Annotated in this window: 12 protein-coding genes; 8 read left to right on the top strand and 4 right to left on the bottom strand. The window is 70.9% G+C overall.

The window, feature by feature from the left end:
- Positions 1 to 205: 205 nt before the first annotated feature.
- Positions 206 to 469, bottom strand: a complete 264-nt coding sequence (locus tag CP983_RS26095; protein ID WP_010986447.1) for a WhiB family transcriptional regulator — start codon at positions 467 to 469, stop codon at positions 206 to 208.
- Positions 470 to 1,183: 714 nt separating this feature from the next.
- Here CP983_RS26095 and CP983_RS26085 point away from each other — a divergent pair.
- From CP983_RS26085 to CP983_RS26070, 4 genes are read left to right on the top strand one after another with little or no spacing between them, the layout of a single operon-like run.
- Positions 1,184 to 1,690 (top strand): cysteine dioxygenase, encoded by a 507-nt coding sequence (locus CP983_RS26085; RefSeq protein WP_107905742.1) that lies wholly within the window; start codon positions 1,184 to 1,186, stop codon positions 1,688 to 1,690.
- Between the two features lie 34 nt (positions 1,691 to 1,724).
- Positions 1,725 to 2,684: a 2-phospho-L-lactate transferase gene (gene cofD, locus CP983_RS26080; RefSeq protein WP_150502158.1), complete on the top strand. Its 960-nt coding sequence runs from the start codon at positions 1,725 to 1,727 to the stop codon at positions 2,682 to 2,684.
- Complete coding sequence (locus CP983_RS26075; RefSeq protein ID WP_150502156.1) at positions 2,681 to 4,009, top strand: coenzyme F420-0:L-glutamate ligase; 1,329 nt, start codon at positions 2,681 to 2,683, stop codon at positions 4,007 to 4,009. The genes cofD and CP983_RS26075 overlap by 4 nt, the downstream gene beginning before the upstream one ends.
- 59 nt (positions 4,010 to 4,068) lie before the next feature.
- Positions 4,069 to 5,070: a DNA-3-methyladenine glycosylase family protein gene (locus tag CP983_RS26070; RefSeq protein ID WP_150502154.1), complete on the top strand. Its 1,002-nt coding sequence runs from the start codon at positions 4,069 to 4,071 to the stop codon at positions 5,068 to 5,070.
- A 375-nt stretch (positions 5,071 to 5,445) separates the two neighbouring features.
- Here the strand turns inward: CP983_RS26070 and manB are convergent, their stop codons facing one another.
- Both manB and CP983_RS26060 read right to left on the bottom strand, forming a co-directional pair.
- Complete coding sequence (gene manB, locus CP983_RS26065) at positions 5,446 to 6,528, bottom strand: mannose-1-phosphate guanylyltransferase (RefSeq protein WP_107905746.1); 1,083 nt, start codon at positions 6,526 to 6,528, stop codon at positions 5,446 to 5,448.
- A gap of 296 nt (positions 6,529 to 6,824) precedes the next feature.
- Positions 6,825 to 8,405 (bottom strand): peptidoglycan recognition protein family protein, encoded by a 1,581-nt coding sequence (locus tag CP983_RS26060; RefSeq protein WP_150502152.1) that lies wholly within the window; start codon positions 8,403 to 8,405, stop codon positions 6,825 to 6,827.
- A 140-nt stretch (positions 8,406 to 8,545) separates the two neighbouring features.
- Here CP983_RS26060 and CP983_RS26055 point away from each other — a divergent pair, with 140 nt between their 5' ends.
- From CP983_RS26055 to CP983_RS26040, 4 genes are all read left to right on the top strand, one after another.
- Positions 8,546 to 9,301, top strand: coding sequence for a TIGR03089 family protein (locus CP983_RS26055; protein WP_150502149.1), 756 nt, complete (start codon positions 8,546 to 8,548; stop codon positions 9,299 to 9,301).
- A gap of 132 nt (positions 9,302 to 9,433) precedes the next feature.
- Positions 9,434 to 10,642: an LCP family protein gene (locus tag CP983_RS26050; protein ID WP_150502147.1), complete on the top strand. Its 1,209-nt coding sequence runs from the start codon at positions 9,434 to 9,436 to the stop codon at positions 10,640 to 10,642.
- Positions 10,643 to 10,866: 224 nt separating this feature from the next.
- A complete protein-coding gene (locus tag CP983_RS26045; protein WP_125529794.1) occupies positions 10,867 to 12,681 on the top strand; it encodes an LCP family protein in 1,815 nt (604 codons plus the stop codon).
- A 446-nt stretch (positions 12,682 to 13,127) separates the two neighbouring features.
- A complete protein-coding gene (locus CP983_RS26040; protein ID WP_150506880.1) occupies positions 13,128 to 14,705 on the top strand; it encodes an LCP family protein in 1,578 nt (525 codons plus the stop codon).
- Positions 14,706 to 14,729: 24 nt separating this feature from the next.
- Here CP983_RS26040 and CP983_RS26035 read toward each other — a convergent pair whose 3' ends face one another.
- On the bottom strand, positions 14,730 to 15,758 hold the full coding sequence (locus tag CP983_RS26035) for a glycosyltransferase family 2 protein (protein WP_150502145.1): 1,029 nt from the start codon (positions 15,756 to 15,758) through the stop codon (positions 14,730 to 14,732).
- Positions 15,759 to 15,780 lie beyond the last annotated feature (22 nt).

Here is a 15,780-nt window from a genome sequence, read left to right as displayed (position 1 = left end):
ATGGACTGCGGTGGACGCCCGTGCCCCGAGGGGACACCGGGGCGTCTCGGACGAGCGACCACACTATCGGCTGGGCATCACGGCGGCCCGCCGCCTGTGGATAACCCACCTGCGACGGGCCGTTCGAGACCTGTTCGAGACGTATGAGTGTGCGGCCGCTCGGTCCTGCGGCCCGGCCCACGACGGCCGGGCGACCGGTGTGCGGTCAGATGGCCGCCTTCTTGAGCCGTCGACGCTCCCGTTCGGACAGACCGCCCCAGATGCCGAAGCGCTCGTCGTTGGCGAGGGCGTATTCGAGGCACTCGGAGCGGACTTCACAGGCGAGGCAGACCTTCTTGGCCTCGCGGGTGGAGCCGCCCTTCTCGGGGAAGAAGGACTCGGGGTCGGTCTGGGCGCACAGCGCGCGCTCCTGCCAGCCGAGTTCCTCGTCCGCGTCGTCGACCAGCAGTTGCTGCACCAGCTCGGTCATGTGCGCCCCTCGTCTGTCTTTCGCGTCCCCGTGATGTAGCCGTTACCGATTCCGGCTGAACGACACGAGTGAAATTACAAGTGTGCTGCTCCGGGCGAGTCAAGCCGAGATCTGCTATTGAGCCCCTTATTCACTCTGCGGAACCAAGGCCTAGCGGAAAGTGTTCAAATCGGCATAAACCTTGACACGCGGGCGAGACCCAGGAGAGCCCCCTGCCCTCCGCAGAGCCTGTACGGAAAAGGACGCCCAGAAGTTCGATCTCGTTGCACACACGCGCGGAAGCGAACCGGATCACAGTCGGATCACAGGATCACAACGACGCCGTGCGCCCGATTGTGCGCCATGTGTCCCGTCCATCTCATGAACAAACCTTTCGTCACAGAGATGAACCGGATGAGGTGAAACATGTCCCACAGGGCGGGCGCCGAGTTGACACCGATGGTGCGAACCGCTGTCCTTGTGGGCATGCTCGCGAACTCGGCACTCACCTCGACCCGCACCGCCGGGTCCCACGGTGCTGCCCGCGCTCGCTGTAGCTGTTGTTGCTGTTCCAGCTGTTGAGCCTCTCCCGCCGCTCCGGCTGCCCCTGAGTCCACCGCGACTCGGCTGCTTGTTCCCACGCCCCGACCAGGGCCACTGCGTCCCCCGCGACCCGGGCGGACGGCGACCGACACCCAGCCATCCCCCACTTCCGCCAAGGAACCCACGCACCTCATGAACAGCGACAGCGACCTCCAGATCGCCGGCGACATCCTCGAAGTCCCGCACCTCCTCCAGGCACCGCGCGAGCACCCGGCCACCGTCGCCGAGTTCGTCGGCCTGGCCCGCTCCATCGCCGCCGACCGCTCGCAGTGGGAGCACCTCGTCCGGTACGACGCCACCACGCGCTGGTACCACCGGCTGCGCACCGGCCCCGGCTACGAGGTGTGGCTGCTGTCCTGGGTCCCCGGACAGAGCAGCGGCCTGCACGACCACGGCCGCTCCTCCGGCGTCCTGACCGTCCTCGACGGCACGCTCACCGAGCGCACGGAGCGCGGCACGCGCGTGCTGGCGGCCGGCGCCCAGCGGGTGTTCGCCCCGGGGTACGCGCACGACGTGGTCAACGACGCGCTGGAGCCGGCGGTCAGCCTGCACGTGTACTACCCGGGCCTCACCGAGATGCCGATGCACACCTCGTCGGCCTGCGAGGCGCGCACCGAGGCGCGTCCGGTGACTGCCTGACGCGTTGTCGTACCCGCCTGCAAGACTTGGGCCCATGCGCATTGTGGTTCTGGCAGGCGGCATCGGTGGTGCCCGGTTCCTGCGTGGTCTGAAGCGGGCCGTGCCGGACGCGGACATCACGGTCATCGGCAACACCGGGGACGACATCCACCTCTTCGGGCTGAAGGTCTGCCCGGACCTCGACACGGTGATGTACACGCTCGGCGGCGGTATCAACGAGGAACAGGGCTGGGGCCGGGCCGACGAGACCTTCCACCTCAAGGAGGAGCTCGCGGCGTACGGCGTGGGCCCGGAGTGGTTCGGGCTCGGCGACCGGGACTTCGCCACGCACATCGTGCGGACGCAGATGATCGGCGCCGGATATCCGCTGAGCGCGGTCACGGAAGCCCTCTGCGACCGCTGGAGGCCGGGAGTGCGGCTCATCCCCATGACCGACGACCGCGTGGAGACGCATGTCGCCGTCGTGGAGGAGGGCGAGCGCAAGGCCGTCCACTTCCAGGAGTACTGGGTACGGCTGCGGGCCTCGGTCCCCGCCGAGGCGATCGTGCCGGTCGGCGCCGAGCAGGCGAAGCCAGCGCCCGGCGTCCTGGAGGCCGTCGCCCAGGCCGACGTGATCCTCTTCCCGCCGTCCAACCCGGTCGTCTCGGTCGGCACCATCCTCGCCGTGCCCGGCATCCGCGAGGCGATCGCCGACGCGGGCGTGCCGGTCGTCGGCCTCTCCCCCATCGTCGGGGACGCGCCCGTGCGCGGGATGGCCGACAAGGTGCTCGCGGCGGTGGGCGTGGAGTCGACGGCCGCCGCGGTCGCCGAGCACTACGGCTCGGGGCTGCTCGACGGCTGGCTCGTGGACACCGTGGACGCCGGCTCGGTGGAGCGGGTCGAGGCGGCCGGGATCCGCTGCCGGGCCGTACCGCTGATGATGACCGACCTCGACGCCACCGCGCAGATGGCCCGCGAGGCGCTGGAGCTGGCGGAGGAGGTGCGGGGAATTTGAGCGGCGAGCAGCAGCAAGAGCGGCCCGGCGCCCCCGGCTACCGGGTGTGGGCCGTCCCCGGTATCCCCGAGGTCGCGCAGGGCGACGACCTGGCCAAGCTGATCGCGGCCGCCGAGCCCGGTCTCGTCGACGGGGACGTGCTGCTGGTCACCTCGAAGATCGTCTCCAAGGCCGAGGGCCGGCTCGTGGAGGCGGGCGACCGGGAGTCCGCGATCGACGCGGAGACGGTACGGGTCGTGGCGCGCCGCGGCCCCCTGCGCATCGTCGAGAACCGGCAGGGCCTGGTGATGGCCGCCGCCGGGGTCGACGCCTCCAACACTCCCGCCGGGACCGTGCTGTTGCTGCCCGAGGACCCGGACGCGTCCGCGCGGGCGATCCGCGACGGGCTGCGCGACACCCTCGGCGTCGACGTCGGCGTCCTCGTCACCGACACCTTCGGGCGTCCCTGGCGCGCCGGGCTCACCGACGTGGCGATCGGCGCCGCCGGCATCCATGTGCTCGACGACCTGCGCGGCGGCACGGACGCGCACGGCAACCCGCTCAGCGCGACCGTCGTGGCGACCGCCGACGAACTCGCCGCCGCCGGTGACCTGGTCAAGGGCAAGGCCGCCGGGCTGCCCGTCGCCGTGGTGCGCGGGCTGGCGCACACCGTGACCGAGGACCACGGGGCCGGCGCGCGGGCCATGGTGCGCGACGCGCGTGACGACATGTTCCGGCTGGGTACCTCGGAGGCGGTACGGGAGGCGGTGACCCAGCGCCGTACGGTACGGGCGTTCACGGACGAGCCCGTCGACCCCGGGGCCGTACGACGAGCCGTCGCCGCGGCGGTCACGGCGCCGGCGCCGCACCACACCACTCCGTGGCGGTTCGTGCTGCTGGAGTCTCCGGAGTCACGGACGCGGCTGCTCGACGCGATGCGCGACGCCTGGATCGCCGACCTCCGGCGCGACGGCAAGAGCGAGGAGTCGATCGCCAAGCGGGTACGGCGCGGGGACGTGCTGCGCAACGCGCCGTATCTGGTGGTGCCGTGCCTGGTCATGGACGGTTCGCACACCTACGGCGACACGCGGCGGGACGGCGCCGAGCGGGAGATGTTCGTCGTCGCCACCGGGGCCGGGGTGCAGAACTTCCTGGTCGCGCTGGCCGGGGAGCGGCTGGGCTCGGCGTGGGTGTCGTCGACGATGTTCTGCCGGGACGTGGTGCGCGAGGTGCTCGGGCTGCCGGAGGACTGGGATCCGATGGGGGCGGTGGCGGTCGGCCACGCGGCGGAAGCGCCGCGGGCGAGGCCGGAGCGGGATGCGGCGGCTTTCGTCGAGGTGCGGTGACCCACACCGTCCAGCGCCTACGCTCGTAGGACACCTCCTCTCCCCCTAGGACCTCATTCGTGGCAGGACGTTTCTCTCCGCGGCCCACGCGTACGACCGTGCGCGGTGGGCATGTCGCCGTGCCCGGGGGGATACCGCGGCAGGCCTCGGCCGCCGGGCGGGTGCGGGCCTTGGTGCCGGAGTGGCCGCTCGATCTCGGGCTGGTGCTGGGGCCTCTGCGGCGCGGGCCGGGGGATCCGACGTTCCGGGCGATGCCGGACGGCTCCGTGTGGCGGGCCAGCCTCACGCCCGCCGGGCCCGGGACGCTGCGGGTCGCCGCGCGCGGGGCCGAGGTGCGGGGCGAGGCGTGGGGGCCGGGGGCCGAGTGGCTGCTGGAGCGGCTGCCGGAACTGCTCGGGGCCGCCGACGATCCGTCCGTCTTCGTGCCGCGGCACCGGGTGGTGGCGATGGCCCGGCATCGGCGGCCTGGGCTGAGGCTGACGCGGACCGGGCTGGTGATGGAGTCGTTGATTCCGTCGGTGCTGGAGCAGAAGGTCACGACCGATGAGGCGTATCGGGCGTGGCGGTTGCTGGTGCGGAAGTTCGGGGAGCCGGCTCCCGGGCCCGCGCCGGGGCACATGCATGTCATGCCGGACGCGCGGACCTGGGCGCTGATTCCGTCCTGGGAGTGGCATCGGGCCGGGGTCGACAACAAGCGGGCGTCGACGATTCTGCGGGCCGTGCGGGTCGCTGCGCGGATGGAGGAGGCCGTGCGGATGCCACCGGCTCAGGCGCAGGCCCGGTTGGAGGTCGTGCCGGGGATCGGGCCGTGGACGTCGGCGGAGGTCGTGCAGCGCAGTCATGGGGCGGCCGATGCGGTGACCGTGGGGGATCTACATCTGCCGGGGATCGTGGGGTTCGCGTTGGCCGGGGATCGGGATGCGGATGACTCCGTGATGCTGGAGTTGCTGGAGCCGTATGCGGGGCAGCGGCATCGGGCGGCTCGGTTGATCCTGCTGAGCGGGAGGGTGCCGGCGCGGCGGGCTCCGCGGATGCCGCGAGGCGATATCGGCCGCCTGTGACAACACCGGCCCGCACCGTACGTGCCCCTTTTTCCTCGCCCCCGCCGCCCTTACCCATCCCATCCCTGGGGGCTGCGCCCCCAGACCCCCGCTTCGGCCTGAACGGCCTCGTCCTCAAACGCCGGACGGGCTGAAAACAAAGAACGCGGACCGGCGTCGAGAGGCTCGGGCCTGAAGACCGGGTGGGGGTGGCCCCGCAGTCGCGTACTGCGGCAAGGGGCCGTGCCGGGGGGTGTCCGCCCGCAGCGGCCGGCGTCAAGACACGGCACCTTCTGAGGCACAGCAACCGCCGGACCGAGGACGGACACCCCCCGGCGCGGCCCCGACCCACCCCCAGCCGCAGGCGCTGCCCGCACCCCACCCAGCAGGCACCGCCTACAGATCCGGTGAGAAGCGCACCGCCCCCGCCGGTATCTGCGCGTCGCACCACACCCGCGCCCCGTCCCGCAGTTCGTTGTCGGCGCCGATCACCGCGCCGTCGCCGATGACCGTCCCCGTGAGGACCGAGCGTTCCCCCACGCGGGCGCGGGTGCCGATGAGGGAGTCGGTGATGATGGCGCCGGGCTCGATGACGGCACCCGGCAGGATCGTGCTGCCGAAGACGCGCGCACCCTCGGCCACGAACGCGCCCTCGCCCACCACCGTGCCGCCCGTCAGCTTCGCGTCGGGGGCCACCCGAGCCGTGGGAAGGATCAGACGGTCGCCGCACCGGCCGGGAACCGCCGGGGACGGAGCCCGGCCGAGGACCAGGTCCGCCGAGCCCCGGACGAACGCCGCCGGCGTGCCGAGGTCGAGCCAGTACGTCGAGTCGACCATGCCCTGAAGGTGCGCCCCGGCCGACAGCAGGTCCGGGAAGGTCTCGCGCTCCACCGACACCGGCCGCCCCGCCGGAATCGTGTCGATGACCGACCGACGGAAGACGTACGCCCCCGCGTTGATCTGGTCGGTGACGATCTCCTCGGGCGTCTGCGGCTTCTCCAGGAACGCCGTCACTCGGCCCGTGTCGTCCGTCGGGACGAGCCCGTACGCCCGCGGGTCCGTCACCTTCGTGAGGTGGAGGGAGACATCAGCTCCCGTCGTCTCGTGCGTACGGATCAACGCCCTGATGTCCAAGCCCGTCAGGATGTCCCCGTTGAAGATCAGGACCGGGTCCTCGGGCCCCGAGTGCAGCCGGGACGCCACGTTCCGGATCGCGCCACCCGTGCCGAGAGGCTCCTCCTCCGTCACGTACTCCAGATGCAGCCCCAGCGCCGAACCGTCACCGAAGTACGGCTCGAAGACCTCGGCCAGATACGACGTGGCCAGCACGATGTGCTCGACGCCCGCCGCTCTCGCTCTCGCCAACTGGTGCGTGAGGAACGGCACACCGGCCGCCCGGACCATGGGCTTCGGCGTATGGACCGTGAGCGGACGCAGCCGTGTGCCCTTGCCGCCGACCAGGAGGATCGCTTCTGTCACCTGTCGTCTCTGCTTCCTGCCGGGACCGGCCGAACTGTCTTTCGGCCGGCCAGTGTATGCAGACCGTTGTGCGGCGCCCTCGACGGCAGTGCGGTATGACGACACATCCCGCGTCTCCTCCCCCGACGGCGGTGAATGTGCTCCCGCCCCAGACTTCCCGGTGCTCCAAGAGCGGACCGGTCCTCCCCATGGTTCCCGGTCCGCCCGGCACTTCCCCGTACTTCCCCGTACTCGCCCGTACTCGCCCGTGCTCCCCCGTACTTCTCCGTGCCTACCCGTGAAGTGCCCTTCCCGCCTCAGCGGCCCTGGAGACGGGCCGCGGAGGCGCGGGCGGTGCCGAGCTTGGCGTAGAGCAGCCGGCCGGGGCACTCCGTGGAGAAGCCGTCCCGGTGGCCGGAGATCACATTCAGTCGTACGTTCCTGCCCTTTCGGAACAGATTGCCACCGCCGGACGTCAGGTATGTCTTTCCGCGCGGATTGGCGCCGTAGAGCCCCAGCTTCCAGGCGGTGAGCCGGGAGATGGCGTTCACGGTGGCCACGGTCGGCTTGGTGGAGCCGTAGCTGCCGAGGACGGCGATCCCCATGCTGTTGCTGTTGAAACCGCGGGTGTGCGCGCCCAGGACCGCCTTCGTCACGCCTCCGGCGCGCCCCTCGTAGATGTTTCCGCACTTGTCGACGAGGAAGTTGTAGCCGATGTCGCGCCAGCCCATGCTCAGGACGTGGTAGCGGTAGATACCGCGAATGAGCGAGGGAGCCTGGGTGCACCAGTACTTGCCGCCGGACGCGGTGTGGTGCACGAAGGCCGCCTTCACCTTGTTCGTGTAGGCGAACTGCCGCTCCCGCCAACTCTCGTTGGCTCCCCAGCCGCGCCGGGTGACGATGCGCGGACGCGGGCCGATGTACGGCTTCGCCCGCTGCTCCTCGGTGAGTTCGCTGCCGCGCAGCGCCAGCATCTCCCGCTCGGTCTCGGCGCGTTCGAGGGCGGGGATCTCGGTGGCGCCCAGGGGTGCGAGTTCGGCGTTGGCGGCGGAGGCGGCGAGGGCCTCGGCGGAGCCGAGCGTCTCGGGGTTCAGCGAGCCGGGGCGGGGGCCGGGCTCGCTCTGCGCCGGGTCGCCGGGGTCGACGAGTTCGAGGTGAAGACCGGCGGGCAGCGGGGCGACGGCCGCGTCGTCCCCACCCTGCTCGCCCTCCTCGGGCTCGGGCTTGGGCTTGGGTTCCGCCGCCTCGGACTTCGGCTTCGGCTCCGGCGCCTCCGCTTCAGACTTCGGCTTCGGCTTCGGCTTCGGCGCCTCCGCTTCCGACTTCGGCTTCGTCGCCCCCGGATCGGGATCCGCATCGGGATCCGCATCGGGATCCGCGCCCTCCGCCGTCACACGTACCTGCACGCCGTCCGAGTCGCCGACCCACAGCGGTGCCGTCGCGCCGCGCACCCCGCCCGCGGCGCTCTCGGCGGTGCCCGGGTCGGCGGCGTGTTCGGCGTTGTGGGTCTCGACGTCCTGCCAGCCCGACCAGGTTCCGGTCGCGACCGCGCGGGTGCGGACCTGGACGCGGCCGTGCAGTTCGGTGGCCGGGTCGTCCCAGACGACGCCGACCAGGGAGAAGTGACGTACGTCCCGTCGGGGCAGCCCCTGTTCGGTGGGGGTGCCGGCGGAACGGTCACGGGTGAGAGGGACGAGGGGCAGCGACTGAGTGCTGCCGGGGACGGGCGTATCGGCGTCCGCACGCCGAGACGCCGATCCGACCGTCGCCGTCGCCCCGCTCTTGGCGGCTTCCGCTCCGAGCGCCGGGCGCACGGACGCGGCGGCGGGTGGAGTGAGCGGAAGAGCGAGGGCGGCCGCGCACGTGACACCGATCGAGGAAGCAAGGAATCCACGCATGCTCCTGATGTTGGACATAGTCATACAAAGCTGTCCATTGGGGAACTGACGGCACGTCGGTCCCCGGCTCCGCCGAACCGGTGGCGGCGGAACGGCCCGCAAGGGGGTGCGCGAGCACCGCTGCGCGTACCCTTGCGCGGGTGAATGCCACCGATCGCACCCCCGCCGACCTGCTGCGTTCCGCGCTCGCCGCGGATCCCGGACGCCCCCTGGTGACCTTCTACGACGACGCCACCGGGGAACGCGTGGAATTGTCCGTGGCCACCTTCGCCAATTGGGTGGCCAAGACCGCGAATCTGCTTCAGGGCGACCTCGGCGCCGGACCGGGCGACCGGGTCACGGTGCTGCTGCCGACGCACTGGCAGACGGCGGTGTGGCTGCTGGCGTGTTCGTCGGTGGGCACGATCGCGGACGTGGGCGGGGACCCGGCGACGGCCGACGTGGTGGTGAGCGGGCCGGACGACCTGGAGGCCGCGCGGGCGTGCCGCGGGGAGCGGGTCGCGCTCGCGCTGCGGCCGCTCGGGGGCCGCTTCCCGCAGCCGCCGGCCGGCTTCGCCGACTACGCGGTCGAGGTGCCGAGCCAGGGTGACCGTTTCGCGCCGTACGCCCCGGTCGACCCCGAGGACCCGGCGCTGATCGTGGCGGGCCGGGAGTTCAGCGCCGCCGAGCTGGTCGAGCGCGCCCGGGCGGAGGCGCCGGCCCTGGGGCTCACGGGTCCGGGCTCACGGATCCTGTCGGCCCTGCCGTACGACACCTGGGAGGGCCTCGCCGCCGGCCTGTACGCGGCGCTGGCGACCGGCGGCTCGGTGGTCCTGTGCCGGCACCTCGACGAACTGGGCGAGGAGTCCCTGGCCAAGCGGATCGAGGCGGAACGAGTGACGGCGACGGCGAGGTAGCCCCTGGCAAGCCAGGCCCCACGAACCTCACCCGTTCGGCCCACCACGACCCACCCCCCACCCCCCATCCACGCGATGGTCGTAACAGCAGCCCACACCACACGCTGTACGCAATGAGGGGTGGACACAGCCGTGACCGACACCGCAGATGCGCACCGGGGGGCGTCGGCCAGCAGGAAGGGGCTTGTGCGGCGCTGGGTCCGGCGCGGGGCGATCGGGGTCGGGCTCGTGGTCGTCGTCGCGGGGGGCGTCGCCTGGGGCGTGTACGCCAAGCTCGACTCCAACATCACCCCGGACGAGGCCGCCGCGGCGGAGCTCGCCCGGTACGAGAAGGAGCGCCCCACCTCGCTCGTGCGCGGCGCCCAGAACATCCTCGTGATCGGCTCCGACTCCCGGGCCGGCTCCGGCAACCGCCGCTACGGCAAGGACTCCGGCACCGAGCGCTCCGACACCACGATCCTGCTGCACCTGTCGTCCGACCACCGCAGCGCCACCGCCGTCTCGATACCCCGGGACCTCATGGTCGACGTCCCCGGCTGCCGCCGCTCCGACGGCCGCCGCAGCGAGCCGATGTTCGCGATGTTCAACTACGCCTTCCAGGTGGGCGGTTCGGCCTGCACCGTGCGCACCGTGGAGCGGATGACGAACATCCGCATGGATCACCACATGGTCATCGACTTCCACGGCTTCAAGGAGATGGTCGACGCCCTCGACGGCGTCGAGATCTGCCTCTCGAAGCCCATCGACGACAAGGCGGCCAAGCTCAGGCTCCCGGCCGGGAAGGTGACCCTCGACGGCGAGCAGGCCCTCGGCTACGTCCGTGCCCGCAAGTCCCTCGGCAACGGCAGCGACACCGACCGCATGGACCGCCAGCAGCGCTTCCTCGCCGCGCTCGTGCACAAGGCGCAGAGCAATGACGTCCTGCTGAACCCGGTGCGGCTCTATCCGGTCCTGGACGCCGCCACATCGTCCCTGACCACGGACCCGGCACTGGCCAACTTGCGTGGTTTGTACGAACTCGCGCGGGGGGTGCGCGACATCCCCACCGAACGCGTGCAATTCCTCACGGTTCCGAGGGAGTCGTACGTCTACAACGCCAATCGCGACCAGCTCGTGGAACCCGAGGCCGAGCGCCTTTTCGAACGGCTGCGGATCGACGCGCCGGTGGAAGTCATGAATTCGACCGAAAAGTCCCAGGGGTCACCTCGCGGATCCTCGCACAAGCGTTCCAGCGGCGAGGATCAGAAGTCCGGTACGAAGGGATCCGACGAGCCCGGCGGGTCCACATCTCCGGCACCCACTTTCCGCGGCAGTACGGCCGCCGAGAACCCCTGCGGGTAAAGCGCTCACCAAGTCGGCGAACCCCGATTCAAAGAAATGCGGCAGATTGCCCAGTTGTAGGGACGTGGAATTTGTCACCGTCCTCGCTCCACGCTGAACTGGGCGGATAGTGTGAGCGATCCGGTGCTCCCTGCCGTAGTTAGGCTTGCGCACTGTTTGACCGAGACCCGAGCGCCTTGGAGGGGGTAGGCGCCGCGTGGCCCCGACGGAGGATTCAGACAACCGTGGACGCGCAAGGCCGTGGGCGGGCGGACGATATCGATCCCGCAGACCAGTGGGTGCTCAATCCGAACACCGGTGAATACGAACTGCGACTGGGTCCTTCCTCTCCGCAGTCACCGGTCCCGGGTCCCCGCAGAGCCGCTTCCCGCGCAGGCGCCGCCGCGCGTTCGGCCGGTACCGCCGCGAAGGGCGCCGGTGGCGCCCGTGCCGCGGGCGGAGCGGGCGATGCGGGGGGCACCGTACGGAACAGGACCGCGGCGCCGGGACGTGAGTCCCGTCAGGCGCCGGGCCGTGAGGTCCCGCCGCAGCGCAGGCGCAGGGGGGCACCCGAGGAGCCGCTGCCGGGGCGTCGCAGTCGCCGGCCGGTGAAGAAGAAGGGCAAGGCGAAGAAGGCCGCGCTCTGGACCGGCGGCATCATGGCGTTCGTGGTGGTCGCCGCCGCGGCCGGCGCGTATCTCTACATCGAGCACCTCAACGACAACATCCAGTCCGTGAACGACGACGGCGCGAGCACCGGTGGCTTCAGCAAGGACAAGGCCATCAACATCCTGCTCATCGGCACGGACAAGCGCACGGGCGCGGGCAACGAGAAGTACGGCGACTCGGGCAGCGCGGGCCACGCCGACACCACGATCCTGCTGCACGTCTCCAAGGACCGCTCGAACGCGACCGCGCTGAGCATCCCGCGTGACCTCATCGTGGACATCCCGGACTGCCCGACCACGCAGGAGGACGGCTCCCAGGAGGTCATCGCGGGCGAGACCGGCGTCCGCTTCAACACCAGCCTGGGCCAGGAAGGCCGTACGCCGAGCTGCACCGCCCGTACCGTCACCGAGCTGACCGGCATAAAGCCGGACAACTTCATGGTGGCCGACTTCAACGCGGTCAAGACGCTGACCACGGCCGTCGGCGGTGTCGAGGTGTGTCTGGCCAAGGACATCAACGACCGCGACTCCAAGCTGAACCTCACCAAGGGCAAGCACACGATCGAGGGCGAGGACGCCCTGGCCTTCGTGCGCACCCGGCACTCGGTCGGCTTCGGCGGCGACCTGAGCCGGATCGGGCTCCAGCAGCAGTTCCTGAGCGCGCTGATGCGCAAGCTGAAGTCGAACGACACGCTCAGCAGCCCGTCCAAGATGATCAAGCTGGCCGAGGCGGGCACGAAGGCGCTGACCGTCGACTCCCAGCTCGACTCCATCGACAAGCTGAAGGACCTCGGTCTGGAGCTGGGCAAGCTCAACACCAAGAACCTGACCTTCACGACGGTTCCGGTGATAGACAACCCGGCGGAGCAGGTGAAGACGACCGTCGTGCTGAACGAGTCGACGGCGCCCGAGGTCTTCGAGGCGATCCAGAACGACGTCTCCTTCACCGCGGTCAAGGAGCAGAAGCAGAAGGAGGCCGCCGCCGTGGCCGCCCGCCTCAAGGGCACCAAGGCCGACGCCTCCGAGGTGCGGGTGCAGGTCCTCAACGGCGGGGCGCCCTCGGGCAGCGCGTCGGAGACGCTCACCTGGCTGCAGAACGAGGAGGGCGTGTCCAAGTCCGAGAACGCGGGCAACGCCCCGGCGTCGCTGGCGAAGACGACGCTGGAGTACGCGCCGGACCAGGCGGACCAGGCACGTCGGCTCGCCGACATCATGGGGCTCTCCGGTGCGGCGATGAAGCCGGGCAAGAGCGTCACCAACTCGCAGGGCCTGCCGACGATGACGCTGACGCTGGGCAAGGACTTCAAGGGCGCCGGCAAGTCGGTGACCGCGCCGACGAAGGCGCCGGACGTGGAGAAGTCCACGGCCGACAAGGTCGAGTGCGCGAAGTAGCCGGCGGCCGGTAACGGCCCGACGGGCCCGTCCCACAGCCCACTTGGGGTGCGACGGGCCCGCTGCGGTGCACGGGCCGGGGCATGCGGGCAGTCGTACAGGATCGCCGCAGGAGGACAGCTGTACGGAATCTGCGGCGTGGAGCGCAACTGTCTTCGTCGCTCGTTGGTCTGACACACGACACAGGTGTGTCAGCCGGCGTTGGCCGGGCGCGCCGAGCGGCGCACCCGGCGCGGATTTTGCCGACGCGTGGCCAACCCGGCTCGGACCCACAGAGGTCTGACAGGTTGCGAACCGGTGTCGGACAGAGTGGTCTGACATGGTTCGCTCCGCACCGGACAGGGAGGTCCGACGCGGAGCGTGGCCATGCCGGGCCAAGGGTGGGGAAGGGCGGAGAGTTGGCGCAGAGCAGTGTGCGAGGGGAGGCCCCCGCGGTGGACGACACCATGTCGCTCACCCCACGGGCCGACCAGGACACGCCGGCCGACCAGAGCGGCCGGCACGGTGGCGGGGGTTCCGGGGGCGGCCGGGGAACCGACGGCAGACCCCGCAGACGGCGCGTGCTGCGCTGGTCGGCGACGGTACTGGCGGTGGTGATACTGGGCACCGCGGGTGCCGGCTATCTCTACTACCAGCACCTCAACGGCAACCTGAAGAAGGACGACCTCAACATCGGCGACGCCAAGGACCGCGCCGCCGAGTCCGAGGCGAACGCGGCCGGGCAGACCCCGCTGAACATCCTGCTGATCGGCTCGGACGCCCGCGACACCGAGGAGAACCAGAAACTCGGCGGCGCGAAGGAGACGTTCGGCGGCACACCGCTCGCCGACGTCCAGATGCTGCTGCACGTCTCCGCCGACCGCTCCAACATGTCGGTCGTCAGCATGCCCCGCGACACGCTCGTGGACATCCCCAAGTGCACCGACCCGGACAGCGGTGACGTCTTCGAGTCGCGTCAGCGCACGATGACGAACCAGTCGCTGGGGCGCGGCGGTCCGGGGTGCACGGTGGCCACGTGGGAGAAGCTGACCGACATCCACATCGACCACTTCATGATGATCGACTTCTCCGGTGTGGTGTCGATGGCGGACGCGATCGGCGGCGTCCCGGTCTGCGTCGACAAGAACATCCACTCCAAGGACAGCCAGGGCCACGGCTCCGGGCTGAAGCTGGAGAAGGGCACCACGTACGTCAAGGGCGAGCAGGCCCTGCAGTGGCTGCGCACGCGGTACGGCTTCGAGGACGGCAGCGACCTGGCCCGCGCCAAGGCGCAGCACCAGTACATGAACTCGATGGTGCGTGAGCTGCGCAAGAACGCCAAGCTGAGCAACCCCAACAAGCTGCGCAAGCTCGCCGAGGCCGCGACCAACGCGCTGACCGTCGACGAGGGCATCGGCACGGTCGCCAAGCTCTACGACCTGGCGGGCGAGCTCAAGAAGGTGCCGACGTCGCGCATCACCATGACCACGATGCCCAACCAGTACGTCGGTTCGCGCGTCGAGCCCACCGAGGACGCCACCAAGCTGTTCCGGCTGGTGCGCGAGGACATCGCGCTCGACGGCAAGGACAAGAAGAAGACCACCGAGGAGACGGCCCCGACCGACCCGGCCGCCGCGGACGGGGAGATCGCCGTGCAGGTGCAGAACGGCACCCGCACCGACGTCCTCGCGCCGGTCTCCGGCCGGGCGACCACCGTCGCCGGGCTGCTCGTCGACAAGGGCTTCACGCGAGCCGTCGCGGACTCCTCGACGACGCCGACCGCGGACACGACGGTCGTGCGCTACCCGAGTGCCGAACTCGAGGGCGACGCCCAGCGGCTCGCCAAGGCCCTCGGCATCCCGGCCAAGGCCGTGGAGAAGTCCACGGACGTCTCCGGCGTCACCCTCGTCGTCGGCGCCGACTGGCGCGAGGGCACGGCGTACAAGGCCCCGAAGCAGGACGACAGGACACCGGACACGGCGGAGGCGCTGAACGCCTCCGACACCAAGGCGTGCATGAAGGTGAGCGACGGATTCACCTGGTGACGGGCGCCGCGCCCGGCGGCCCGCTCAGCTCGCGCTGAGCACCGCCGGGCGGCGGGAGGCGATGACCTTCCGCGCCAGTGAACGCGGGCTGGTCAGGAAGCCGTAGCCCCAGGACATGTGCATGGTCGCGAGGGCGACGGGGATCTGCAGGCGTGCCTTCAGCGGCAGTCCCTTGCCGGCCGGGACCGAGCCCGCGGCGATCGCCGCGAGGTAGCCGCCGGGGACCACCAGGGCCCACGGGGTGACCAGGGCGCCCAGCACGAGGCCCGCGGCGATCGCGCAGACCGCCGTCGGCGGGGCGAGGTAGCGCAGGTTGATGGAGCCGGCGTGGTAGCGGGCGACGACGTGCCGCCAGCGGCCGTAGTCCTTGTACTGCTTGGCGAGGGCCTTCACCGACGGCCGCGGGCGGTACGACACCTTCAGCTCCGGCGAGAACCAGATCAGCCCGCCCGCCTCGCGGATCCGGAAGTTGAGCTCCCAGTCCTGGGCGCGGATGAACTCCTCGTTGTAGCCGCCCTGCTGCTCGAGCGCCTCGCGCCGGAACACACCGAGGTACACGGTCTCCGCCTGCTGGGCCGCGCCGCCGGTGTGGAAGGCCGCGTTGCCGACGCCGATCTTCGAGGTCATCGCGGCGGCGACGGCGTGCTCCCAGTCGTTCTCGCCCTCGGCGTGCATGATGCCGCCGACGTTCTGCGCGCCGGTCTCCTCCAGGAGCCGTACGGCGGTCGCGATGTAGTTCGGCGAGAGGATCCCGTGCCCGTCGACGCGGACGACGACCGGGTGCCGGGAGGCCTTGATCGCGGCGTTGAGCGCGGCGGGGGTGCGGCCGGTCGGGTTCGGGACGGTGTGCACGCGAGGGTCTTCGGCCACGAGCTCGGCGGCGATCTCGTCCGTGCGGTCCGCGGAGGGACCGAGGGCGATCACGACCTCCATCTCGCCGGCGTACTCCTGCGCGAGGATCGCTTGGACGGCTCCGCGCAGATGCCGCTCCTCGTTGAGGACGGGCATGATGACGGACACGGCGGGGAGCTGCACGTCGGGATTGGCGTTCATAGGGGCCTCACGTTACCGCGAA

The sequence above is a fragment of the Streptomyces chartreusis genome (genome assembly GCF_008704715.1).
GTDB classification, from domain to species: Bacteria; Actinomycetota; Actinomycetes; order Streptomycetales; family Streptomycetaceae; genus Streptomyces; species Streptomyces chartreusis.
This window is presented reverse-complemented; position numbering and strand designations above follow the sequence as displayed.

Excerpts from the sequence above, each read along its gene's own strand:
- CP983_RS26095 (WP_010986447.1), bottom strand. The coding sequence starts at position 469 with ATGACCGAGCTGGTGCAGCAACTGCTGGTCGACGACGCGGACGAGGAA.
- CP983_RS26085 (WP_107905742.1), top strand. The coding sequence starts at position 1,184 with ATGAACAGCGACAGCGACCTCCAGATCGCCGGCGACATCCTCGAAGTC.
- cofD (WP_150502158.1), top strand. The coding sequence starts at position 1,725 with ATGCGCATTGTGGTTCTGGCAGGCGGCATCGGTGGTGCCCGGTTCCTG.
- CP983_RS26060 (WP_150502152.1), bottom strand. The coding sequence starts at position 8,405 with ATGCGTGGATTCCTTGCTTCCTCGATCGGTGTCACGTGCGCGGCCGCC.
- CP983_RS26040 (WP_150506880.1), top strand. The coding sequence starts at position 13,128 with ATGTCGCTCACCCCACGGGCCGACCAGGACACGCCGGCCGACCAGAGC.
- CP983_RS26035 (WP_150502145.1), bottom strand. The coding sequence starts at position 15,758 with ATGAACGCCAATCCCGACGTGCAGCTCCCCGCCGTGTCCGTCATCATG.